Origin of the sequence: Pseudoneobacillus rhizosphaerae, from assembly GCF_917563885.1 — a bacterium.
GTDB lineage: Bacteria > Bacillota > Bacilli > Bacillales > Cytobacillaceae > Pseudoneobacillus > Pseudoneobacillus rhizosphaerae.
The window spans coordinates 21749-44732 of the sequence record NZ_CAKJTG010000028.1 but is presented as its reverse complement, the minus strand read 5'-3'; the positions used below and the strand labels follow the sequence as shown (position 1 = coordinate 44732).

At 36.9% G+C, this 22984-nt stretch carries 25 protein-coding genes; 24 read left to right on the top strand and 1 reads right to left on the bottom strand.

The features are described from left to right. Positions 1 to 153 precede the first annotated feature (153 nt). The 17 genes from LRP83_RS19335 (at position 154) to mfd (ending at position 16746) form a co-directional block, all read left to right on the top strand. Positions 154 to 921 carry a TatD family hydrolase gene (locus LRP83_RS19335; protein ID WP_230498347.1) on the top strand — a complete coding sequence of 256 codons (768 nt, stop codon included), beginning with the start codon at positions 154 to 156 and terminating at the stop codon, positions 919 to 921. 237 nt (positions 922 to 1158) lie between these two features. Continuing rightward, positions 1159 to 2337: a G5 and 3D domain-containing protein gene (locus LRP83_RS19330; protein ID WP_230498346.1), complete on the top strand. Its 1179-nt coding sequence runs from the start codon at positions 1159 to 1161 to the stop codon at positions 2335 to 2337. Positions 2338 to 2511: 174 nt separating this feature from the next. Continuing rightward, positions 2512 to 3069, top strand: a complete 558-nt coding sequence (gene rnmV, locus LRP83_RS19325; protein WP_230498345.1) for a ribonuclease M5 — start codon at positions 2512 to 2514, stop codon at positions 3067 to 3069. After that, complete coding sequence (gene rsmA / locus LRP83_RS19320; RefSeq protein WP_290369585.1) at positions 3066 to 3944, top strand: 16S rRNA (adenine(1518)-N(6)/adenine(1519)-N(6))-dimethyltransferase RsmA; 879 nt, start codon at positions 3066 to 3068, stop codon at positions 3942 to 3944. The genes rnmV and rsmA overlap by 4 nt, the downstream gene beginning before the upstream one ends. Positions 3945 to 4083: 139 nt before the next feature. Continuing rightward, positions 4084 to 4959, top strand: coding sequence for a sporulation peptidase YabG (yabG, locus tag LRP83_RS19315; protein ID WP_230498359.1), 876 nt, complete (start codon positions 4084 to 4086; stop codon positions 4957 to 4959). A 328-nt stretch (positions 4960 to 5287) separates the two neighbouring features. Then, a complete protein-coding gene (gene veg / locus LRP83_RS19310; protein ID WP_230498344.1) occupies positions 5288 to 5551 on the top strand; it encodes a biofilm formation stimulator Veg in 264 nt (87 codons plus the stop codon). Between the two features lie 132 nt (positions 5552 to 5683). Beyond that, positions 5684 to 5863, top strand: a complete 180-nt coding sequence (locus tag LRP83_RS19305) for a small, acid-soluble spore protein, alpha/beta type (RefSeq protein ID WP_230498343.1) — start codon at positions 5684 to 5686, stop codon at positions 5861 to 5863. A gap of 393 nt (positions 5864 to 6256) precedes the next feature. Beyond that, positions 6257 to 7126, top strand: a complete 870-nt coding sequence (ispE, locus tag LRP83_RS19300) for a 4-(cytidine 5'-diphospho)-2-C-methyl-D-erythritol kinase (protein ID WP_230498342.1) — start codon at positions 6257 to 6259, stop codon at positions 7124 to 7126. 57 nt (positions 7127 to 7183) lie between these two features. After that, positions 7184 to 8020 (top strand): pur operon repressor, encoded by an 837-nt coding sequence (purR, locus tag LRP83_RS19295; RefSeq protein ID WP_230498341.1) that lies wholly within the window; start codon positions 7184 to 7186, stop codon positions 8018 to 8020. Continuing rightward, positions 8017 to 8391 (top strand): RidA family protein, encoded by a 375-nt coding sequence (locus LRP83_RS19290; RefSeq protein ID WP_230498340.1) that lies wholly within the window; start codon positions 8017 to 8019, stop codon positions 8389 to 8391. Before purR ends, LRP83_RS19290 begins: the two co-directional genes overlap by 4 nt. Positions 8392 to 8515: 124 nt before the next feature. Next, positions 8516 to 8806, top strand: a complete 291-nt coding sequence (gene spoVG, locus LRP83_RS19285) for a septation regulator SpoVG (RefSeq protein ID WP_230498339.1) — start codon at positions 8516 to 8518, stop codon at positions 8804 to 8806. Positions 8807 to 8981: 175 nt separating this feature from the next. After that, the gene (glmU, locus tag LRP83_RS19280) at positions 8982 to 10355 is read left to right on the top strand and encodes a bifunctional UDP-N-acetylglucosamine diphosphorylase/glucosamine-1-phosphate N-acetyltransferase GlmU (protein ID WP_230498338.1); all 1374 of its coding nucleotides are present in this window, start codon (positions 8982 to 8984) and stop codon (positions 10353 to 10355) included. A 15-nt stretch (positions 10356 to 10370) separates the two neighbouring features. Continuing rightward, the gene (locus tag LRP83_RS19275; RefSeq protein ID WP_230498337.1) at positions 10371 to 11327 is read left to right on the top strand and encodes a ribose-phosphate diphosphokinase; all 957 of its coding nucleotides are present in this window, start codon (positions 10371 to 10373) and stop codon (positions 11325 to 11327) included. Between the two features lie 181 nt (positions 11328 to 11508). Next, complete coding sequence (locus LRP83_RS19270; RefSeq protein ID WP_230498336.1) at positions 11509 to 12141, top strand: 50S ribosomal protein L25/general stress protein Ctc; 633 nt, start codon at positions 11509 to 11511, stop codon at positions 12139 to 12141. 89 nt (positions 12142 to 12230) lie between these two features. After that, positions 12231 to 12788: an aminoacyl-tRNA hydrolase gene (gene pth / locus LRP83_RS19265; protein ID WP_230498335.1), complete on the top strand. Its 558-nt coding sequence runs from the start codon at positions 12231 to 12233 to the stop codon at positions 12786 to 12788. Between the two features lie 103 nt (positions 12789 to 12891). Next, positions 12892 to 13122, top strand: a complete 231-nt coding sequence (fin, locus tag LRP83_RS19260; RefSeq protein ID WP_230498334.1) for an anti-sigma-F factor Fin — start codon at positions 12892 to 12894, stop codon at positions 13120 to 13122. Positions 13123 to 13221: 99 nt separating this feature from the next. Further along, complete coding sequence (gene mfd, locus LRP83_RS19255) at positions 13222 to 16746, top strand: transcription-repair coupling factor (RefSeq protein WP_230498333.1); 3525 nt, start codon at positions 13222 to 13224, stop codon at positions 16744 to 16746. A 174-nt stretch (positions 16747 to 16920) separates the two neighbouring features. On the opposite strand, the gene LRP83_RS19250 is transcribed toward mfd, so the two are convergent. Further along, on the bottom strand, positions 16921 to 17067 hold the full coding sequence (locus LRP83_RS19250) for a hypothetical protein (RefSeq protein WP_230498332.1): 147 nt from the start codon (positions 17065 to 17067) through the stop codon (positions 16921 to 16923). A gap of 89 nt (positions 17068 to 17156) precedes the next feature. On the opposite strand from LRP83_RS19250, the gene spoVT reads away from it, so the two are divergent. From spoVT to LRP83_RS19215, 7 genes are all read left to right on the top strand, one after another. Then, entirely contained in the window at positions 17157 to 17693 is a 537-nt protein-coding gene (spoVT, locus tag LRP83_RS19245; protein WP_290369588.1) for a stage V sporulation protein T, read from the top strand. Positions 17694 to 17805: 112 nt separating this feature from the next. Further along, entirely contained in the window at positions 17806 to 19422 is a 1617-nt protein-coding gene (locus tag LRP83_RS19240) for a putative polysaccharide biosynthesis protein (protein ID WP_230498330.1), read from the top strand. Between the two features lie 5 nt (positions 19423 to 19427). Further along, positions 19428 to 20894 carry a bifunctional methyltransferase/pyrophosphohydrolase YabN gene (yabN, locus tag LRP83_RS19235; protein WP_230498329.1) on the top strand — a complete coding sequence of 489 codons (1467 nt, stop codon included), beginning with the start codon at positions 19428 to 19430 and terminating at the stop codon, positions 20892 to 20894. Positions 20895 to 21081: 187 nt separating this feature from the next. Beyond that, entirely contained in the window at positions 21082 to 21354 is a 273-nt protein-coding gene (locus LRP83_RS19230; protein ID WP_230498328.1) for an RNA-binding S4 domain-containing protein, read from the top strand. Positions 21355 to 21562: 208 nt separating this feature from the next. Next, positions 21563 to 21868, top strand: coding sequence for a sporulation protein YabP (gene yabP, locus LRP83_RS19225; protein WP_230498327.1), 306 nt, complete (start codon positions 21563 to 21565; stop codon positions 21866 to 21868). Continuing rightward, positions 21865 to 22506 carry a spore cortex biosynthesis protein YabQ gene (gene yabQ, locus LRP83_RS19220; protein WP_230498326.1) on the top strand — a complete coding sequence of 214 codons (642 nt, stop codon included), beginning with the start codon at positions 21865 to 21867 and terminating at the stop codon, positions 22504 to 22506. Before yabP ends, yabQ begins: the two co-directional genes overlap by 4 nt. Positions 22507 to 22518: 12 nt before the next feature. Next, on the top strand, positions 22519 to 22911 hold the full coding sequence (locus tag LRP83_RS19215) for an FtsB family cell division protein (RefSeq protein ID WP_230498325.1): 393 nt from the start codon (positions 22519 to 22521) through the stop codon (positions 22909 to 22911). Positions 22912 to 22984 lie beyond the last annotated feature (73 nt).

Sequence of the window (22984 nt, the reverse complement as noted above, 5' to 3'; positions counted from 1 at the left end):
GAAACATTCCTGTTTTTTTGTCGAATCTAGCTGCAACGTTATCATTTTTTGAAAATGTGACAAATAATTCAATAAATTGTTACTAGGAAGACAAATACTTGGCAATGTTAATATGTTGAGAAGGTTTATAATTTGAAGTGAAGGAGACATAAAATGTTATTTGATACACATGCACATTTAAATGCAGATCAATATAAAGAAGATTTACATGAAGTTATGAAAAGAGCAAAAGAAGCAGGTGTATCAAACATTGTAGTAGTTGGTTTTGATACGCTAACGATTAATAGAGCGGTGGAGCTTGCTGAAGCACATGATTATATATATGCGTGTGTAGGCTGGCATCCCGTAGATGCAATTGACATGACTGACGATGATTTGAAATGGATTGAAGAGTTGGCGAATCATCCGAAGGTGGTTGCAATCGGGGAGATGGGTCTTGACTATCATTGGGATAAATCACCCCATGACATTCAAAAGGATGTTTTTCGTAAACAAATTCGATTAGCCAAAAAGGTAAAGCTGCCAATTGTCATTCATAATCGTGATGCAACAGCTGATATAGTCGAAATTCTAAGGGAAGAGGGTGCAGCGGAGGTAGGCGGTATTATGCACTGCTTTAGCGGTAGCGTAGAAATTGCAAAAGAATGCCTCGATATGAACTTTTATATTTCATTAGGTGGACCCGTAACCTTCAAAAATGCAAAAAAGCCAAAGGAAGTGGCGCTTGAGATTCCTTTAGATAAGCTGTTAATTGAAACAGACTGCCCTTATTTAACTCCTCATCCATATCGAGGACAACGAAATGAACCTAGCTATGTAAAATTAGTAGCAGAACAAATTGCTGAAATCAAGGGTGTAACTTTTGAAGAAATAGCTCGCGCAACATCCGACAATGCTAAAAAATTATTCGGCATAATCTGACATCAAATTCTGTCGAATTAAAGGATAGTTTGTCCCAATTTTTTAAAAAATAAAAAGTTCTACATGTCTCCTTTTCTTCATAGGATAAACGTGTCGATAAGTTTTCCTTTCCTTTTGCTCGACCACTATGCATAATAGGAAATACCTTGAAGTAAAAGTGTAAGGGTTGACAGACACGCATCTAGTACCATATAATCACTCCGAGAAAAGGAGGCGTTTTTCATCGTGATTCAAAACATGAAAAACCTGTTTTCCAAGTCTATGAGTAAGAAGAGATTGGCAGTCATAACTGCTAGTTTGGTAGTTTTTGCATCAACTCTAGGGGTCCTTACATATGAGGGAACGAAAGAGACGGTTGCACTAACGCTTGATGGAGAAAAGAGAGTCATCGAAACACATGCTGACACTGTCGAGGAACTTTTTAATGATCTCGATATTTCACTGCACTCAGAAGACTATTTGTCTCACAAACGGGACACGAGGGTAAAGGACAATTTAAAGATTGTTTGGAAACCAGCTAAACAGGTTCAAATGGTAGTAGACAACGAGAAGAAAACGATTTGGACAACAGCCGATACGGTTGCTGACCTCTTAATCGAGCAGAACATTGCTTTAAAAGAATTTGATGAAGTTGTTCCAAAACCAGATAAAGCAATCAAGAGCAATATGGACATCGCCATAGAAAAAGCGTTTCAGTTAACGCTCAATAACGGTGGCAAAAAGGAAAAGGTTTGGACTACTTCGACTACGGTCGCTGACTTTTTAGCAGGGCAAGGAATTACACTTCAACCATTAGACCGGGTTGAACCTACACTAGACACGTCTGTTAAAGCAAACACGGTTGTCAATGTTGTACGTATTGAAAAAGTCACCGATGTAGTGGAAGAACCAATTAGTTTTGCTGTAGTCAAGAAAAAGGATGCCAAATTACCAAAGGGGAAAGAAAAAATCGTTTCAACTGGTCAAAAAGGGTTAATGACTAAAGAATATGAAGTGGTTTTTGAAAATGGTAAGGAAGTATCGCGGAAATTAATAAACAAGAATTATATTAAGGATAAAAAGGACCAAATTGTTGCTGTTGGAACTAAGGTCAACAAAGTGCAAGTTTCTCGTGGAGCGGAAACAGGAGAAGAGTATTATGTTACTTCAACTGCTTACACGGCTAATTGTAATGGATGTTCAGGCTTTACGGCAACAGGAATTAATCTCCATCAAAATCCTAATATAAAAGTGATTGCCGTCGATCCGAGAGTCATCCCGCTAGGTACAAAAGTGTATGTGGAAGGGTATGGCTATGCAGTTGCTGCTGATACAGGTTCTGCAGTAAAAGGATATAAAATTGATGTCTTTTTTGCTACAAAAGCAGAAGCGTATCGTTGGGGTAGACGAACAATCAAAATCAAAATTTTACAGTAACCCTTCTTAGTGCAGAGGATTCGTTCCTCTGCATTTTGCTTTTTATCTAAATATCTTTATACTATAGAGTATCTTTGTTGCCATTATATCCATTTAGACGTTTTATATTACATAAATGTTTCAGTTTTTAGGCAAATATTTTTAGATGATTTTTACCTACTTTACGGAGGAATTATGAAGATTAAAGAAATTATTGTCGTAGAAGGAAAAGATGATACGGTTGCGGTTCGAAGGGCTCTAGATGCAGATACTATAGAGACGAATGGATCAGCAATAAATGAACAAACGATAAAAAGAATAAAGCTTGCCCAAGAAACAAGAGGGGTTATTATTTTTACCGATCCAGATTTTCCTGGTGAAAAAATTAGAAATACGATAGACCAACAAGTTCCTGGCTGCAAGCATGCATTTTTGCCGAAAGGTGAAGCCATTCATAAGTATGGTAAAGGTGTAGGTGTCGAGCATGCTACGATTGAATCGATTCAAAATGCTTTACGTAATGCTCACTTAATGCAAGAAGCCATCACAGAACAAATTACAAAGGAAGACCTTCTTACAGCTGGTTTAATTGCAGGACAAGGCTCAAAGGAGAAACGTGAAAGATTAGGGGAATTCCTGAAAATTGGTTATACAAATGGAAAACAGCTTCATAAACGACTAATGATGTTTCAAGTAAGTAAGGAAAGTTTTGCAGAAGCACTTAGGATGCTCGAGGCAGGAGGAAAGAAATGATTAAAGATATTGCCACCCCTATTCGAACAAAGGCTATTTTGGAGAAATACGGTTTTTCTTTTAAGAAGAGCTTGGGTCAAAACTTCTTAATTGATACGAATATATTAAATAGAATTGTTGATCATGCCGGTTTAACGAAAGAATCAGGTGCCATTGAAATTGGACCAGGGATTGGTGCCTTAACCGAACAGCTAGCGAAAAATTGTCAAAAGGTAGTGGCTTTTGAAATTGATCAAAGACTAATACCGATTTTAGAGGATACGTTATCACCTTATCCCCATGTAAAGGTGATACATGAAGACGTATTAAAAGCGGATGTCCTGTCCGTAATGGAAAATGAGTTCAAAGAAATAGATGATGTCATGGTAGTAGCTAACTTACCGTATTATGTGACAACGCCGATTATTATGAAACTCCTTGAAGATCAGCTACCAATTAGAGGAATTGTTTGTATGCTTCAAAAAGAAGTGGCGGACAGAATCTCTGCGAAGCCCGGAACGAAGGAATATGGTTCATTATCGATTGCTGTACAATATTATACAATGGCTGAAATCGTTATGATTGTACCGAAAACAGTATTTGTACCACAACCAAACGTAGATTCTGCTGTTATTCGATTAACAAGAAGACTAACTCCTATCGTGGAAGTTAAGGATGAAGCGTTCTTTTTCCAAGTTACAAGAGCAAGCTTTGCTCAAAGACGTAAAACGCTTTTAAACAATCTCCAAAGCGGCCTTAAAAACGGAAAGGAAAAAAAGGAATTAATACTATCTATTCTCGAAAAAGTCCAAATAGAGCCATCTAGAAGGGGCGAAACCTTAAGTATCGAAGAATTCGCACGCTTAAGCGATGCGCTATATGACCATTTTAAATAAATTGTCTAAAGACCTATCAACAATAGTTGGTAGGTTTTTTTATCACCTTTTCCTTAAGGTCTGCATAGGCTATGAAAGCAACGGTAATAATTTGGCTAATTCTTTCGTTAGCTCGTTTGGAGTGACGACAGTGAATAAAATGGATATTGTCGGAAGGCTTTCTTACAAATGTGATATCATATTTCGAATTATTGATATCAAAATAGAAAATGGAAAAAAAATCGCAATTCTATACGGTGAAGATTTTCGAATCATTGCAGATGCTCCATTTAACGATTTAGTGATGATTGATCCACAGGAAAGACAGAAACGTTCTAAAAAGCTTCAATCTTTAGAGGAACAATCCCTACAGCTTTTTCGTCAAGATGTGAGTTTAATAAAGGAAAGACAAGAATATGAAGTGACTAGAGGATACAGTAAAGAATCGAACTATTTTCAAATACCAGGTAAAGTGCTTCATCTAGATGGAGATCCTGGCTATTTAAAAAAGTGCACAGATTTATATGAGAAAATAGGTATCCCAGTTTACGGTGTTCATTGTCATGAAAAGGAAATGTCAGGAAAAGTGGGTCAACTAATTGATTATTACCGACCGGATATTTTGGTAATAACGGGACATGATGCATATTCGAAATCAAAGGGCGACTTTTCAGACATTAATGCCTATCGACATTCAAAGGATTTTGTCCAAACAGTAAGAGAAGCTAGAAGAAAGGTTCCTCACCTTGACCAGTTGGTTATTTTTGCAGGGGCGTGTCAGTCCCATTTTGAATCATTAATTCATGCTGGCGCGAATTTTGCTAGCTCTCCATCAAGAATTAATATACATGCTTTGGATCCGGTCTACATTGTTGCGAAGATCAGTTTTACTTCGTTTATGGATAGAATTAATGTTTGGGATGTATTACGAAATACATTAACAGGAGAAAAGGGTCTTGGGGGAATTGACACAAGAGGTGTTTTACGAACAGGAATGCCCTTTAGAACAGAAATAAATGATAAAACAGAGGAATAACTAGAAGGAGTACACTTTGTGTTCTCCTCTTATTTTTATGGGTATATATTTGTAGCTAAATAATAAGTAAGAAACCATACATAATTAGTCCATTAGTAGGATACTCTAAAAATTGTTTAGTGTTGTTGTTGAAGAATGAATGTAAGGAAAACCCCTCTATTTTCATTATTTATAGGGATGTTTTTCCTCTTGTAAGAAATGTTGAAAAAAGGATAGAAAAGTAGACGGAAAACCGTTGACAATTATTTTGTTGGACTGATATAATTTATAGTTTTTATTTGACTAAATTATGTCAACGTGTTATACTTAACAGAGTGAGGTGGACTTAATGGCAAAAACTTTAGCTGATATTAAAAAGTCCTTAGATTCTAATCTAGGGAAGAAACTTTTGCTTAAGGCGAACGGCGGACGTAGAAAAACGATTGAACGTTTTGGTGTTTTAGCTGAAACATACCCATCTGTATTTGTAATTGAATTAGATCAAGATGAAAATGCTTTTGAACGTGTTTCTTATAGTTATGCTGATGTGCTAACAGAAACTGTTCAAATTACCTTCTATGACGAATCACAAGAAAACATTGCGTTAAGTTAATTTCATAAAATATATAAATGAACAGTGAACAATTTGTTGACTGTTTTTTTATTTTCCCGGCCCCTTTTATCATCAATTGCACATAATCATCGCATACTATGGTTAGCACGTGTGGAGGAAGGGGTGTTTAGTTTGAGTAGACGAAGGGGCGTAATGTCTGAGCGTTTTAAAGAGGAGCTTGCGAAGGAATTAGGGTTTTACGATGTCGTCCAAAAAGAAGGTTGGGGTGGCATTCGTGCCAAAGATGCAGGTAATATGGTAAAAAGAGCCGTTGAATTAGCACAACAGCAACTTTTAGACACAAGACGTTAATTCCTTATAAGCACTGATGAACTTCAAAAAAACACAATCCACCGTGTAAGACCAAGGTTCCTGCCTTGGTCTTTTTTTTGAAGTTTTTCGAACAAATAATCTCTAAGATCAAGCAAAATCAACTAAATTTCTAATAAGTATAGATTGTCACGTCTTGATTTGCACATTTTGTGGTAAAATAGGACAAAATGTGCAGACCGCTCGAAATTCATTAACGCTATTCTCGCAAGGCTATTGTTTTTCGACTAAGTATGAACACGTATAAATTTGGAATTCGGGGCATCTTTTCGTACCGCTTAAAGTAAATAGCGCGCTATTCACAGTTTTGATTAATAATTCAGTAGGAATCGCACAAAGTTTACGAAAAGAGCCTTTATTAAAGAGGTGGACGTAGTGAAGCTTTTAGTTAAAGCTCCGGCTAAGATTAATTTATCTTTAGATGTATTAAATAAACGGCCGGATGGGTATCACGAAGTAGAAATGATCATGACAACGATAGATTTAGCTGACAGGATAGAATTGTCCTTGCTTGAAAAGGATCAGATTGTAATTCACTCTCACAATCGCTTTGTTCCTGACGATCAAAGAAATCTTGCTTATCAAGCAGCACATCTTCTAAAAGAACGTTATGAGGTTAAAAAGGGCGTTGTGATCACGATAGATAAATCTATCCCTGTTGCTGCTGGTCTAGCTGGAGGAAGCAGTGATGCAGCAGCTACTTTAAGAGGTCTTAACCAGTTATGGGGGTTAGGTTTAACCTTGGATGAGTTAGCAGTACTTGGAGCAGAAATTGGTTCAGATGTGTCCTTTTGTGTGTACGGAGGAACAGCTCTTGCAAAGGGAAGAGGAGAAGCGATTACTGAATTACCGGCACCGCCGACTTGCTGGGTAATCCTTGCAAAACCGTTTATTGGTGTATCTACTGCAGATGTTTATCGAAGACTTGACGTCAATCGAGTTGAACATCCAAATACTGCTGAAATGATTAAAGGTATTTCAAATGGTGACTATCAACAGGTTTGTCAAAACATGGGGAATGTATTAGAGAGTGTGACGTTAAATCTCCATCCAGAGGTTGCCTTAATCAAGGAACAAATGAAACGCTTTGGTGCAGATGCAGTATTAATGAGTGGAAGTGGGCCAACTGTGTTTGGACTAGTTCTACATGATTCAAGAATGCATCGAATTTATAATGGTTTAAGAGGTTTTTGTGATCAAGTATTTGCTGTTCGATTACTAGGTGAACGCCATACTCTTGATTAAATACGTACAATAATGGTATATTTACCTAAAATCATTCGTATTTAAGGATGGGGAAATATGAAATTTCGTAGAAGTGAACGATTAATCGATATGACTACTTATCTAATAGAACATCCTAGACAAGTGGTACCACTTACCTTTTTTGCGGATAGATACGGTTCTGCAAAATCATCGATAAGTGAAGATCTTGCGATTATAAAGCAAACCTTTGAAGAAAGAGGATTAGGTACATTACAAACCATTGCAGGAGCAACAGGTGGTGTTAAGTATTCGGTCAAAATAAGTGAACAAGAGGCACGTCCGTTTGTGGAGGAGCTTTGCCAATTAATCGCTAGTCCTGACCGCTTATTACCAGGTGGTTATTTGTATATGACTGATATTCTAGGCGACCCTTCAATCGTCCAGCGGGCGGGGAAAATTATTGCCTCGGCTTATGCAGATTCTAGTATAGATGTTGTCATGACCGTTGCTACTAAAGGAATTCCTTTAGCTTATGCAGTGGCTAGTCAACTAAATGTTCCTGTAGTTATGGTTCGTCGAGATAATAAAGTAACGGAAGGATCAACCGTTAGTATTAACTATGTATCTGGCTCTACAAAGCGCATTCAAACGATGGTTCTTTCAAAGAGAAGCCTTTCGGAAGGATCAAAGGTTTTAATTGTTGATGACTTTATGAAGGCGGGAGGAACCATTAAAGGAATGATAAGTATGCTAGAGGAGTTCAGAGCACATGTCTCAGGAATTGCTGTTTTAGTTGAGTCTGAAGAAATTGAAGAACGACTTGTTGATGATTACATATCACTAGTTCAATTATCAAATGTTAATGAAAAGGAAAAAACCATTAATGTTAAGACCGGTAATTTTTTCAATCAAAATAAGGAGGGCTTACAATGAAGGTTATTCAAACACAAAATGCACCTGCTGCTATTGGACCATATTCGCAAGGTATTATTGTTAATAATATTTTTTACAGTTCTGGACAAATTCCACTTACAACCGAAGGGCAAATGGTTACAGGTGATGTTAAGGATCAGACGCACCAAGTGTTTAAAAATTTACAAGCCCTTTTAGAGACTGCCGGTGCTTCTTTTGAAACGGTCATTAAAGCTACTGTTTTTATTAAAAATATGGATGATTTTGCAGCTATAAACGAAGTATATGGTCAATATTTTAATAGTCATAAACCAGCTCGTTCATGTGTAGAGGTAGCGAAACTTCCCAAAGATGCCTTAATCGAAATTGAAGTGGTAGCATTAGTGAAATAATTCTATCTAGTTCACTATTTTGCCCTATTTTCTAAAAAATTTTACAATTCAAGCAGGAAACTGAGAATATTTGTAGAATTTAGTTAATTAGCTTTTTAACTTCGAAGAAAAGGGTGTGAACAAGATGGAAGTAACTGACGTAAGATTACGCCGAGTAACAACTGAAGGACGTATGAGAGCTATTGCATCGATTACATTAGATAACGAATTTGTCGTTCATGACATTCGTGTTATTGATGGAAACAATGGTCTATTCGTAGCGATGCCTAGTAAGAGAACTCCAGACGGAGAGTTCCGCGATATAGCTCATCCTATTAATTCTGGTACTCGTGGTAAAATTCAGGAAGCTGTTTTGGCAGAATACCACCGTTTAGGTGAATTAGAAGTGGAATTTGAAGAAGCAGGAGCTTCATAGGTTAAATATAACAAGGGCCTTCTTCATGAGTTGGCTCTTTTTTAATATTCCTCGATTTTCCCTCTATTAAATCCATTTCCTTTAAAAATGTCGAAACCTTCCGTATCTTCCTTGAAATAAACCGCTATTTAAGATATATTTTTATATGGATAAAAAGGTGAATTGGAGGACGATTATGTCTAAAAGATATGCCATTATTTTGGCTGCGGGTCAAGGGACAAGAATGAAGTCTAAGCTTTATAAAGTACTTCATCCTGTATGTGGTAAACCAATGGTCCAACATGTTGTTGATCAAATTTCACATCTTCAAATAGAAAATATTGTAACGGTAATTGGACATGGCGCTGAGAAGGTAAAAGCCCAGTTAGGCGATACATGTTCTTATGCTTTACAGGCGGAGCAATTAGGTACAGCACATGCTGTTATTCAAGCAAGTGAGTCTTTAGAGAATAAAGACGGAACAACCATTGTCGTTTGTGGCGATACACCTTTAATTAAAGCAGAAACGATGGAGAGTTTATTTCAACACCATTTAGCTAATGGTGCGAAAGCATCTGTATTAACAGCTAAAGCTGATGACCCGACTGGATATGGTAGAATTATTCGAAACGCTTCCGGTCATGTTGAAAAAATCGTCGAGCATAAAGACGCTTCTGAAGCGGAGCGTAAAATAACAGAAATCAACACAGGCACTTATTGTTTTGATAATCAAGCCTTGTTTAACGCATTAAAAAATGTATCGAATGACAATGTCCAAGGGGAGTATTACTTACCAGACGTCATCGAAATCCTTAAAAAACAAGGTGAAATGGTCGTAGCGTATCAAACAAGTGATTTTAATGAAACCCTTGGGGTAAATGATCGTGTTGCATTAGCGGAAGCTGAAAGCACGATGAAGAAGCGGATTAACGAAGCGCATATGCGTGCAGGGGTAACGATTATTGATTCTCAAAATACGTATATAGATTCCGATGTGATAATTGGGAGAGATACAGTCATCTATCCAGGAACGACAATTAAGGGTAAGACTGTTATTGGTGAGGATTGCATTATTGGGCCAAATAGTGAAATTGAAGCCTGCGAAATCGGTAATGGTACGGTGATTAAACAATCGGTTGCTCATCAAAGCTCAATTGGCTCACAAGTTAATATCGGTCCTTTTGCACATATTCGACCTGAATCAGAGATTTCTGATGATGTCAAAATTGGAAATTTTGTTGAACTTAAAAAAACAAAGTTTGGAAAAGGAAGCAAAGCCTCACATCTAAGCTATATTGGAGATACTGAAGTGGGCGAAGATGTGAACCTAGGCTGTGGTTCTATTACTGTAAATTATGATGGAAAACGGAAGCATTTAACGAAAATTGAGGATGGTGTTTTCGTTGGATGTAACTCTAATTTAGTCGCTCCTGTAACCATTGGTAAGGGAGCTTATATTGCCGCTGGCTCAACCATTACACAAGATGTACCTGGAGATGCTCTTTCAATTGCTCGAGCAAGACAAGTAAATAAAGAAAATTATGTACAAAAGCTGGACCTAAAGAAATAAACTTGGAGGTACGATATGTCTAACCAGTACTTGGATCCGAAAATGAAATTATTTAGTTTGAATTCTAACAAGGGACTAGCTGAAGAAATTGCGAAGGTAATTGGACTAGAGCTAGGAAAGACCTCTGTTACACGTTTCAGTGACGGGGAAATTCAAATTAATATCGAAGAAAGTATCCGTGGCTGTGATGTTTTCGTTATTCAGTCTACAAGCGGACCAGTTAATGAACATCTTATGGAATTATTAATTATGATTGATGCTCTTAAGAGAGCTTCTGCGAAGACAATTAATATTGTAATGCCGTATTACGGTTATGCTCGTCAAGACCGTAAGGCACGTGCACGTGAGCCAATTACGGCTAAATTAGTAGCAAATCTTCTTGAAACAGCAGGGGCAACTCGTGTTATTACACTTGATTTACATGCACCGCAAATTCAAGGATTCTTTGATATTCCAATTGATCATTTAATGGGTGTACCTATCCTTTCTGAGTATTTTAAAACAAAGAAATTTGACCATGATATTGTTATTGTATCTCCAGACCATGGTGGTGTAACGCGTGCTCGTAAGCTTGCAGAGCGTTTAAAGGCACCGATTGCGATTATCGACAAACGTCGTCCGAAACCAAATGTGGCTGAAGTGATGAATATTGTTGGTCATATTGATGGTAAAGTAGCTATCCTAATTGATGATATTATTGATACTGCCGGAACAATCACATTAGCTGCAAACGCCTTAATTGAAAATGGTGCCGCTGAAGTTTACGCTTGCTGTACACATCCAGTCTTATCAGGACCAGCCATTAATCGCATCGAAAATTCAAAAATTAAAGAGCTAATTGTTACAAACTCAATTGCCTTACCAGAAGAAAAGAAAATCGAGAAAATTCATGAATTGTCTGTAGCACCACTGATCGGTGAAGCTATCATCCGTGTTCATGAAGAGCAATCTGTTAGTACATTATTTGATTAATATTAAACACGAAGGGCTTGCTAACGATGCAAGCCTTTAAGTGTTTGTTGTCAAAGGCGCTTACACCTTCTTGTAAATATATTCATTTTTCTAAATTAGAACTTCAGGGTTTAGACCTTCTTGTTTTGGGGCATTTTCTTATATAGACACATTACTTCAAAATGAGGAAGGGGTTCTATTAATGAGTAGTTTATTACAAGCAACAGTCAGAGATGAGTTTCGTAATTCTGCACTTCGAAAAATAAGACAGGCAGGCAACATTCCAGCTATTGTTTACGGTAGTAAGGTAGAGAGTAAGCCGGTTTATGTTAATGGCCTAGAATTAATTAAAACGATTAAGACTGTTGGTAGAAATGGAGTTATTTCGTTAGATATTGGTGGAAATAAGCAGGATGTCATCTTATCTGAATACCAAGAGGATCATATTAAAAGAGAAATCGTCCATGCAGACTTTCTAGCTGTTGATAAAACGTCTAAACTTACAGTCGAAGTACGTGTAGTTTTAACGGGTGAAGCTGCTGGTGTGAAGGATGGAGGCGTGCTGCAACAAGCATTCCATGAATTATCGATAACAGCTACTCCAGATAATATACCGCAATCTATTGAAATAGACGTAACAAACCTTCAAGTTGGAGAAACGGTTACGGTTTCAGATATCCTTTACCAAGGGAAATTTGACATTAATCACGAACAAGAACTAACGATAGCTTCCATCCTACCTCCGAAGCAAGAAGAAGAGATTAGCACAGGAGAACAACAAGAAGGTGGAATTCCTGATAATCAAGAAGGAAGAGAGACCGAAGCTAGCGAATAGTATTAATAACTAAAATAAAAGCCTTATCACAACCATTGTTGGTAAGGCTTTTTAGATTTAATGTATGGGGTAAATGGGGGAACGTGATAATGAAGTTAATAGTTGGATTAGGCAATCCTGGCAAACAATATGAGAAAACGAGACATAATGTTGGTTTTGATACTATAGATGAACTCTCCAATCAATTAAATATAAACCTAGATCAATTAAAATTTAAAGGTATATTTGGAATGGGATTTGTAGGTACAGAAAAGGTTTTATTACTGAAACCATTAACTTATATGAACTTATCTGGTGAATCCATACGTGCAGTGATGGACTTTTATGGTATTGATGAACAGAATCTTGTTGTTATTTATGATGATTTAGACATACCTGTAGGAAAGTTGCGATTAAGGCAAAAAGGAAGTGCTGGTGGCCATAATGGGATTAAGTCTACTATTGCCCATTTAGGTACACAAGAATTTAATCGTATTCGGATAGGGGTAGATCGTCCTCAAAATGGTATGAGCGTTTCTAATTATGTTCTTAGTAAATTTACACAAGAGGAGCAACCAATCATTAATGAAGTTATTAAGAAAAGTACAGATGCTTGTAGAAGTTGGATTAATCAACCATTTTTACAAGTAATGAATGATTTTAATTAATTTTAAGTTTACATAGGGTTATGGATACATACATACAATTGTATAAGTTACCTCTATTCAGTAAATAATAGCAATATTGGTTATGTGAATAGGAGGGACAAAATTGGCGATTCATTATCATTGTCGTCATTGTGGTCAAAAATTAGGTTCATTAAATGATTTAACGCTTGATTATGAGCCTCTAGGTTTGCATACTTTAAATCAAGAGGAAAAAAATGATATGGTTCATCATCATTCATCAGGTGATGTTTATGTTCAGGCCATATGTGAAGATTGCCAAGAATCATTAGAAAGTAATCCTGATTTCCATCAATACGATTATTTGATCCACTAAAAGAACCTTACGGGCTTTGGATGCTATCCAAAGCATTTTTCCGTTTCTACTTATAGATAATTTTAAAATACATATTTTTGCTAGAGAGGAGGACCACTTATGAAGGGACTAATCAACAGTTTTTCGCAACAGGAAGAATTGAAAACGATTATAAACGGAATGCAAGAAGGCTTAAAAGAACAATTAGTCGCTGGGCTTTCAGGCTCAGCACGTACTTTATATTTAGCTTCCATTTACGAGCAAACGCAAAAATCATTATTAGTAGTCACTCATAATCTACTTCAAGCACAAAAGCTATATGATGATTTAGTAAGTATTATTGGGGAAAAAGAGGTTTTCTTATATCCTGCAAATGAATTAATCGCTGCAGAAATGAGTATTGCAAGTCCTGAGCTCAAAGCGCAAAGGATTGAAGCTTTAAATTATTGGAGTAAGAATAAAAATGGAATCGTGATTGCTCCAATGGCAGGCTTGCGTAAGATTCTTCCATCAAAGGAACAGTGGTCTCACTATCAAATTAAACTTACCACGGGGGAAGAAGTTGATATTGAGGCATTGTTACTCCGATTAGTAAGGATGGGGTATGTGCGTGCTGGTATGGTGTCTACGCCCGGAGAGTTTAGTATGCGCGGAGGAATCTTGGATATATATCCGCTAACAGAGCTTGACCCCATTCGTATTGAATTGTTTGATACCGAAGTTGATTCAATTCGATATTTTTCACTAGAAGATCAACGTTCAAAGGATAAGATTACGGAAATTATTATAGGTCCTGCTACCGAATTACCGATAGAAGATGATCAATTTCATATCATCATTCAAAAGCTTCAGGATAGCCTAGCTACCAGTTTAACAAAACTGAAGGATGTAAAGTTAAAGACAAAGCTAAGCCAAAATATTGGATATGAACTAGAACAATTAAGAAACGGTCAAAAGCCAGATCAGCTATTTAAATATTTATCATTTGCCTATCAGAATAGTTTAGTAGACTATTTACCTCGACAAGGTCTTATTTTTATAGATGAAATTAGTAGAGTTCATGAAATGAATGATTCATTAGAAAAAGAAGAAGCGGAATGGTACACATCTCTTTTAAGTGAGGGAATGATGGTTCATGATGTGAAAATCTCACATCAGCTTACAGGAGTTTTACATAAACAGCCTCATCCGATTGTGTATTTGTCCTTATTCTTAAGACATGTCCCGAATACTAATCCACAAAATATCCTTAATGTTTCTTGTAAACAAATGCAAAGCTTCCATGGACAAATGAACGTGCTTAAATCAGAAATTGACCGATGGAAGAAAGGGAAGTTTTCCGTTCTTCTTTTAGGACCAGATGAAGATAGAGTGAAAAAGCTTCATAGGGTATTAGAGGACTATGATATAGAGGCTGCTACGGTAAATAATACCGAACAAGTATTACCCGGAGTGGTACAAATCTCCCAGGGTGGTTTGCAAACGGGGTTTGAGCTTCCACTGCAAAAGCTTGTAGTCATAACGGAGCAGGAGCTATTTAATAAAAAAACTACAAAAAAGTCAAATCGTAGACAAAAGCTTTCTAATGCAGAAAGAATTAAAAGTTACTCAGAACTAAAAGTGGGTGACTATGTTGTTCACGTTAATCACGGTATTGGTAAGTATCTAGGAATTGAAACGTTAACGATTAATGGAATCCATAAAGATTATTTACACGTCCGATATCAAGGATCTGATAAATTATATGTTCCTGTAGACCAAATTGATTTAGTTCAGAAATATGTAGGCTCTGAGGGTAAGGAGCCGAAAATATATAAGCTTGGTGGAACGGATTGGAAACGAGTTAAGAAAAAGGTTGAATCCTCTGTACAGGATATTGCTGATGACTTGATTAAACTGTATGCCGAAAGAGAAGCAGCTCGTGGGTATGCATTTGCACCAGACGGGGATATGCAAAGGGAATTTGAAATGAACTTTCCTTATCAAGAAACGGAAGATCAGCTACGGTCGATTCATGAGATTAAAAGGGATATGGAAAAAGAAAGACCAATGGACCGCTTACTATGTGGAGATGTCGGTTATGGAAAAACAGAGGTTGCTATTCGTGCAGCATTTAAAGCGATTGCTGACGGAAAGCAGGTAGCTCTTTTAGTACCAACAACGATTCTTGCACAGCAGCATTTTGAAACAATGAGAGAAAGATTTCAGGATTACCCAATCAATATTGGCTTGTTAAGCCGTTTTCGAACAAGAAAGCAGCAAAATGAAACAATCAAAGGCTTAAAGGACGGCACAGTGGATGTGGTTGTTGGTACCCACCGCTTGTTATCTAAGGATATTATCTATCGTGATATTGGCCTACTTATCATTGATGAAGAACAACGATTTGGAGTGACACATAAGGAAAAAATTAAACAATTAAAGACAAATATCGATGTGTTAACGTTAACCGCTACACCTATTCCGCGGACTTTGCATATGTCTATGCTAGGAGTAAGGGACTTGTCTGTAATTGAAACTCCACCTGAAAATCGTTTCCCAGTCCAAACTTATGTAATGGAATACAATGGTGGGCTTGTAAGAGAATCGATTGAACGTGAGTTAGCAAGGGATGGACAGGTATACTTTCTTTATAATCGCGTTGAGGATATTACCCGTAAAGCAGAAGAAATATCGATGCTCGTTCCAGAAGCTAGAGTTGCTTGTGCACACGGACAAATGACAGAAAATGAACTTGAATCCGTTATGCTTTCGTTTTTAGCTGGAGAATATGATGTCCTTGTTTCCACGACCATTATTGAAACAGGCGTAGATATTCCAAACGTAAATACGTTAATCGTCTTTGATGCTGATCGTATGGGACTTTCACAGCTTTATCAGCTTAGAGGGCGTGTTGGTCGGTCTAACCGTGTCGCGTATGCTTACTTCACATACCGCAAAGATAAAGTTCTAACAGAAATAGCTGAAAAACGATTACAAGCTATTAAAGAATTTACTGAGCTTGGTTCAGGGTTTAAAATTGCGATGCGAGATTTATCAATACGTGGTGCTGGTAACCTCTTAGGAGCCCAACAGCATGGCTTTATCGACTCCGTCGGTTTTGATCTATATTCTCAAATGTTAAAAGAGGCGATTGAAGAACGAAAGGGTGGCAACGAGTTCGAAAAACAAACAAGTGTTGAGATTGATCTAGAGGTAGATGCCTATATTCCAGACACCTATATTTCAGATGGCCATCAAAAAATCGAGATGTATAAACGCTTCCGGGCACTTGTAAACCTAGAGGATGTCGAAGAGCTTCAAGATGAAATGGTGGATCGCTTTGGAGAGTACCCTGATGAAGTGGGCTATTTATTCCAAATTGCTGAAATGAAGGTATATGCCCTACAGTCTGGGGTTGAACATATTAAGCAATCGAAGGATGAAGTAACCATTTTAACTTCGGAAATGGGAACAGCTACAATGGATGGAGAAACAGTCTTTAAAAAGAGCAATGACTATCCAAGAATAATCGGATTAGGAATGGAAGGAAAGAAATTCAAAATGACCATTAAAACAAAAGGAATTGCTCCAGATAAATGGTTAGAAATTGCCTTTGAAATGCTTAAGGTTATGTATGAATCCAAAAAGGAAGGCGTCATATAAATTTCTTGAATTTCTGGTTTCAAAAGGTATAAAAAGGGTATTGTATAACGGAAGCTGCTTTCTTTTACATTAAATATTTTATTTTTTGGTAAAACCTTACAATAGAGAAAAAATCTTTGATTGTGTATAGAACTTTCCAGATGAAAGATACTAAGTTCAAACTTGGAGATGATTTCAAGTAACCAAAGTTGTTTTCGCATCTATTGTTGCTTTTCGAATAATGAAGAACACGTTCATAATTCTACTTCTTGGCATCTTTTCGTAAGCTTTCTCTACACGAATGGAGCCGTAAATAAAAGTAAATGGAATGAATGATGTCAAAATAGCGACAAAGTTACGAAAAGAGCTTTGAACAAAGTGTTGAAGCCGTTTCCAAAATCAATCATCAGATGAAAGTGAGGCAACGTTGGATGAAAGCAACTGGTATAGTTCGTCGAATTGATGATTTGGGTCGTGTAGTAATACCTAAGGAGATACGCAGAACCTTGCGTATCCGTGAAGGCGACCCATTAGAGATTTTTGTTGATCGTGATGGCGAGGTAATATTAAAAAAATATTCCCCTATCAGTGAGTTAGGGGACTTTGCAAAAGAATATGCTGAAGCGTTATATGACAGTTTAGGTAATCCTATTTTAATTTGTGACCGAGATACGTATATTGCAGTAGCAGGAAGCTCGAAAAAAGATTATTTAAATAAGAACATTGGTGAAATCATTGAGAAAAAAATGGAAGATCGAAATGCTGTTCTAGTAACGACACAGAGTGATCTAGCGTTAATAGAAGGAAATGAAGAACCTGTATCTTCCTACACAATTGGGCCAATCATTGCAAATGGAGATCCAATTGGAGCAGTAGTCATTTATGCTAAGGAAGGTACCCTTGGCGAAGTGGAGAAAAAAGCAGTCGAAACTGCAGCAGGCTTCTTAGCAAGACAAATGGAAAGTTAAATAACTATGAAAATGAGGTAGCGATTCGCTACCTTTTTTCATGCAAATAAACATTTAAGGTAGTGATGTGCTATAATACTTTCGAAATTCAAAATTGGAAGGAGTTGGGCTAGTGCGGCCCAATCGTAGTTCAAATGATTGGTTTAAAGGAGCATTTATCTTAACACTAGGTGCCCTCATAACGAAAATATTAAGTGCATTTTACCGTGTCCCCTTTCAAAACATTGTTGGGGATATAGGGTTCTATATATATCAGCAAGTATATCCCTTCTATGGATTAGCATTAGTGTTATCTACATATGGGTTCCCAGTCATTATATCGAAGCATTTCACTGAACTAAAAGAAAAGAATCAAATGGAAAAAGCTTTCCGATTTTTAGCCCTATCCTATTTGGTTTTATCAATCCTAGGGATTCTCTCCTTTTTAATCTTATACTTTGGGGCTTCATGGCTTGCTAACCAAATGGACGACCCAAGCTTAACTCTTCTATTTAGAGTAATTTCTGTTGTCTTCCTCGTTTTCCCAATTATCTCTGTTTTAAGGGGATATTTCCAAGGGATAGGGAATATGATTCCAACGGCAGTTTCCCAAGTAGGCGAGCAATTAATTAGGGTAATGACGATATTAACTGTAGCGATTCTGTTTACAAGAGAAGGTTTTTCACTTTACGTTATCGGTGGTGGAGCAGCATTTGGTTCAGTTACTGGCGGGTTAGTTGCCATTTTGATCCTGATTACCTTTTTCCTGAAAGAAACGAAGGATGCAAACTATTCGATTAAATTAAGGAATATACAGCTATTTTATGACCTAGGAAAAGTCATCAAACTCTTATTGATACAGGGTTTTGCAGTATGCATTAGTAGTATGGTTATAATTTTCATACAATTAGCTGATTCTCTTAATATGCTTTCCCTTTTAGTTACTAATGGTGTTGAACTAGAAGCTGCAAAAGGCCTAAAGGGAGTATATGATCGCGGTCAACCATTAATCCAGCTCGGAACTATTGTAGCTACATCCATGTCATTATCATTAGTACCCGTCATTTCTAGTGAACGAATGAAGGCAAATGAAAACTTACAGGGGAAAATTAGTTTTGCTGTACAAATAAGTTTGATTATCGGAGCTGCAGCTACCGTGGGCTTACTAGCTATCATTCAACCTACAAATGTGATGTTGTATGAGAATCAAGCTGGTTCTTCGGTGTTGGCAGTTTTAACAACGGTCATTTTCTTTGGCTCTGTGACATTAACTGTTATAGCCATTTTACAGGGATTAGGATTCATGTTCTTCCCTGCTATCGTGATCCTGTTAACCTTCGTTTTGAAGTACGTGCTAAATATCCTACTCATTACAAAATTTGGTCCTATAGGAGCGGCTATCTCAACAAATATTAGTATGGGCTTGTGTATGTTACTTTTATGGTGGAAGCTTGCGATGCTTGTTAGAAAACCGCTAGTATCAGGAGTATTTTTGCTTAAATTAACAGGAACCTCTATGCTTATGTTTTTTATATTAAAAATGTATCTGTTTGTGATTCAACCATTAGATCAATGGTTTGATTCAAATCGTCTTTTTGCTGCGATTCAAGCATTTGGTGGGGTTTCTATTGGAGGTATCCTATTTATATTTGTCATTCTACGAGTGAAAATGATTCAATCAGAAGATTTAGCCTTATTACCCTTTGGAAGTAAGCTCCTGTATTTCCAAACTCGAAAAGAAAAGGAGTAAAAATCATGCAAAAGAAAAAAATTGAAATTATTGGCTTAGGTGCAGGTGATCTAAACCAATTACCATTAGGGGTTTATAAAAAGCTTTTAAGTCATAACCGCTTATTTTTACGGACAAAAGAACATCCTGTTGTGGAAGAGCTGGAAAAAGAAGGGGTAGGTTATACTTCCTTTGACGATATTTATGAAGCAAATGACCAGTTCGAAGCTGTCTATGAAGAAATTTGTCGGAGGTTATTAAAAGAAGCAAATGACGGTCCTGTCGTTTATGCTGTTCCAGGTCATCCACTTGTCGCAGAAAGAACGGTACAAATTCTATTAGAGCTTCAAAAGAGTGGGGAAATAACCGTTGAAATTGGTGGTGGTCAAAGTTTTATCGATGCTTTATTCCAAGCGCTTAAAATTGATCCTGTTGAAGGGTTTCAGCTTCTCGATGGAACATCGTTCAAGAAAGAACAACTTCAGATTCAGCAACATATGATTGTTTCCCAGGTATATGATCGTTTTGTTGCTTCTGAAGTCAAGCTTACGTTAATGGAGTTGCTTCCGGATGAATATCCTGTAACAATTGTAACGGCTGCCGGTAGTGGCGAACAGAGTATAAAAGAAGTCCAACTCTATGAATTAGATCGAGAAGTGACGTTAAATAATTTAACCTCCCTATATGTTCCACCGGTAAAAGAAGAAGTTTTATTGAGAAAGCAATTTTCTAACCTCAGAAATATTATTGCAACATTAAGAGGGCCAGATGGCTGTCCATGGGATAAGAAGCAAACACACGAATCGTTAAAGAAATACTTAATCGAAGAAAGCTTTGAGGTAATTGATGCGATTAATCGTGGAGATGAAGACCTATTGATTGAAGAATTAGGGGATGTTCTGCTTCAAGTCATGCTCCATGCCCAAATAGGAGAAGATGAAGGGTTTTTTACTATTGATGATGTGATAGAAGGTCTATCGAACAAAATGGTTAGAAGGCATCCTCATGTATTCGGTAAAGAAAAGGCTCAAAATGCGGAAGAAGTTGTGACCATTTGGGATGACATAAAAAGGCAAGAAAAAGGTAAAGTAGAATCGCTTCTTGACGGTGTTGGTTATGAAATACCTAATCTCATTCGTGCCTATGAGATTCAGAAAAAGGCAGCTAGTGTTGGCTTTGATTGGGATGACATAGGTCCAGCCCTTGATAAGGTACAGGAAGAAATTAAAGAATTAGAAGAAGAACTAGGAAAGAATACGGTTAGTGACGAATTATTAATGGACGAATATGGTGACATCCTCTTTGCTCTCGTCAATGTGGCCAGGTTTTTAAAAATCCAACCAGAGGAAGCGCTTTTTAGAGCTAATGAGAAATTTAAACGCCGATTTCAATATATTGAGAAGCGTGTGATAGAAAGCGGAAAAGTATTTAGAGACTATTCATTGGAAGAGCTTGACCGGTATTGGGATGAGGCTAAAAAACAAGGTCTTTAAACAAGGCTCTTTTCGTAAACTTTGTTGCTATTGCTACTAACATAATAAACAAAAAAAGATATAGCACATAAAACTTCGATCAATGACGAAAAGATGCCCCGAAGCCTAAATTAAAAACGGGTTTAGATTAAGTTCGAAAAACAACAATTTTTGCGAAAATAGCCTTAAAAAAGGAGAGATAAAATCTATGCGATTAGATAAATTTTTAAAGGTTTCTAGATTAATTAAGCGTAGAACATTAGCAAAGGAAGTTTCTGATCAGGGGCGTATTTCCATTAACGGAATCCAAGCAAAAGCAAGCTCCAATGTTAAAGAAGGTGACGAGTTAACTGTACAGTTTGGAAACAAACTCGTTGTTGTAAGAATCGATCGTGTGCAGGAAACAAGTAAGAAGGAAGAAGCGGCTGAGATGTATACAATTATTAAAGAAGAACGAATTGAAATGGAAACGGAGTTTTAGTAATCTAGCTGCAGCGCCTAGCCCCTCGAGGTCACAAGTCACTCCAAGTAAGAAGGCAAAAAAACGCCTTCTTACTTGGAGCGTCTTATGCTTGTCGGGGCTGATCAAGGCGCTTCCGCTTTTTTTAATAGCTTGTTCTAATTTTCATTCTCACTCATAAACTTGTACAAAAAGGTTTTACCTTGTAAAGGAATATGGGGGGAAAAGAATGAGCCAATTTTATGACACGAATAATAATCCTAAAGGTACAGTCCAAGAGCATGATGTGATTATGAGAGGCAGACGTTTACTTGATATCACAGGTGTAAAACAGGTTGAGAGCTTTGATAATGAAGAGTTTTTGTTAGAAACAGTAATGGGGATTCTTGTGATCAAAGGACAAAACCTTCAAATGAAAAACTTGGATGTGGACAAAGGAATCGTATCGATTAAGGGAAAAATCTTTGATCTTGTGTATCTGGATGAACATCATGGGGAGAAGGCTAAAGGATTCTTTAGCAAGTTATTTCGATGACACTTTCGACTCAGTTTATTACCATGCTTTCCATGGTAGGTATGGGGGTACTATTCGGTACCTCCCTAGATACTTATCAAAGATTTCTAAATCGGCCTAAAAGAAAACGGTGGTTTGTATTTATTAATGATTTATTATTTTGGCTGGCCCAAGGCTTATCTATTTTCTATACCTTATTTCTTGTAAACCAGGGGGAAATAAGGTTTTATATATTTCTAGCCTTATTATGTGGTTTCGCAGCCTACCAAAGCTTATTTAAGCGTCTTTACTTAAGTCTATTAGAAATACTAATCCAAATCTGTATCTCTACTTACCTTTTTGGCAAAAAAACCTTTATTTATGTTGTTTGGAAGCCAATATTTTGGATAATCGGTCTTATCATTTCGCTATTTTTTGCATTATATAAAGGATTGTTGGCTCTGATTCGACTTATTTATAGAATAATCAAATGGGTCTTAAGTATCATTTTTAAGATTATTCTGTGGATTTTGTCATTATTATGGAAACTTGTGCCGAAAAAGGTTAAAAAATCCGTCGAGAAGTTATATAATAAAGGAGCAGGACTTTTCTTACGAATCAAGAATTATTTCCATAGATGGGTGAAAGCCTGGAAAAAGCCAAAAAAGCCGAAAGAGTAGGGAGGTAAAGAATTGAGCGCTATCAGGTCAAGGAATATAGCCAAACTTCAAACACAGTATGCTATTCAACAGGAAAGTGCGGAATTATCCTCTGCGAGAAAGCGCAAGCTTCTTTATCGTAGATTAGCAGCTTATGTTGTCCTAGCTGGTGTCATTTCTTTTTTTATGATTTCAACCTATATATCACAATTGTCTGCCTTAGAAGAAAAGGAAGCAGAAAAAAAGCAGTTACAAAAGCAGCTCTCCGGTCTAGAAAAACAGCAACAAATATTGGAAGAAGAGATTGTAAAATTGAATGACGATGAGTACATTGCAAAATTAGCTAGAAAAGAGTACTTTTTATCTGAGGAAAATGAAATAATATTCAATCTTCCTAAAGAAGAAGAGGAAAAGTCCTCCCAATAGTTGACTTATTGACACTTATTTTTTACATTCTGTATAATATGTAGTAATATGATTTCTTAATCTTTAAGGAGGA

Excerpts from the sequence above, each read along its gene's own strand:
- yabN (WP_230498329.1), top strand. The coding sequence starts at position 19,428 with ATGCAAAAGAAAAAAATTGAAATTATTGGCTTAGGTGCAGGTGATCTA.
- LRP83_RS19270 (WP_230498336.1), top strand. The coding sequence starts at position 11,509 with ATGAGTAGTTTATTACAAGCAACAGTCAGAGATGAGTTTCGTAATTCT.
- LRP83_RS19230 (WP_230498328.1), top strand. The coding sequence starts at position 21,082 with ATGCGATTAGATAAATTTTTAAAGGTTTCTAGATTAATTAAGCGTAGA.
- LRP83_RS19330 (WP_230498346.1), top strand. The coding sequence starts at position 1,159 with ATGAAAAACCTGTTTTCCAAGTCTATGAGTAAGAAGAGATTGGCAGTC.
- LRP83_RS19275 (WP_230498337.1), top strand. The coding sequence starts at position 10,371 with ATGTCTAACCAGTACTTGGATCCGAAAATGAAATTATTTAGTTTGAAT.
- spoVT (WP_290369588.1), top strand. The coding sequence starts at position 17,157 with ATGAAAGCAACTGGTATAGTTCGTCGAATTGATGATTTGGGTCGTGTA.
- glmU (WP_230498338.1), top strand. The coding sequence starts at position 8,982 with ATGTCTAAAAGATATGCCATTATTTTGGCTGCGGGTCAAGGGACAAGA.
- yabQ (WP_230498326.1), top strand. The coding sequence starts at position 21,865 with ATGACACTTTCGACTCAGTTTATTACCATGCTTTCCATGGTAGGTATG.
- yabP (WP_230498327.1), top strand. The coding sequence starts at position 21,563 with ATGAGCCAATTTTATGACACGAATAATAATCCTAAAGGTACAGTCCAA.
- mfd (WP_230498333.1), top strand. The coding sequence starts at position 13,222 with ATGAAGGGACTAATCAACAGTTTTTCGCAACAGGAAGAATTGAAAACG.
- yabG (WP_230498359.1), top strand. The coding sequence starts at position 4,084 with ATGGATATTGTCGGAAGGCTTTCTTACAAATGTGATATCATATTTCGA.
- spoVG (WP_230498339.1), top strand. The coding sequence starts at position 8,516 with ATGGAAGTAACTGACGTAAGATTACGCCGAGTAACAACTGAAGGACGT.
- purR (WP_230498341.1), top strand. The coding sequence starts at position 7,184 with ATGAAATTTCGTAGAAGTGAACGATTAATCGATATGACTACTTATCTA.
- LRP83_RS19290 (WP_230498340.1), top strand. The coding sequence starts at position 8,017 with ATGAAGGTTATTCAAACACAAAATGCACCTGCTGCTATTGGACCATAT.
- LRP83_RS19335 (WP_230498347.1), top strand. The coding sequence starts at position 154 with ATGTTATTTGATACACATGCACATTTAAATGCAGATCAATATAAAGAA.
- veg (WP_230498344.1), top strand. The coding sequence starts at position 5,288 with ATGGCAAAAACTTTAGCTGATATTAAAAAGTCCTTAGATTCTAATCTA.
- pth (WP_230498335.1), top strand. The coding sequence starts at position 12,231 with ATGAAGTTAATAGTTGGATTAGGCAATCCTGGCAAACAATATGAGAAA.
- rsmA (WP_290369585.1), top strand. The coding sequence starts at position 3,066 with ATGATTAAAGATATTGCCACCCCTATTCGAACAAAGGCTATTTTGGAG.
- rnmV (WP_230498345.1), top strand. The coding sequence starts at position 2,512 with ATGAAGATTAAAGAAATTATTGTCGTAGAAGGAAAAGATGATACGGTT.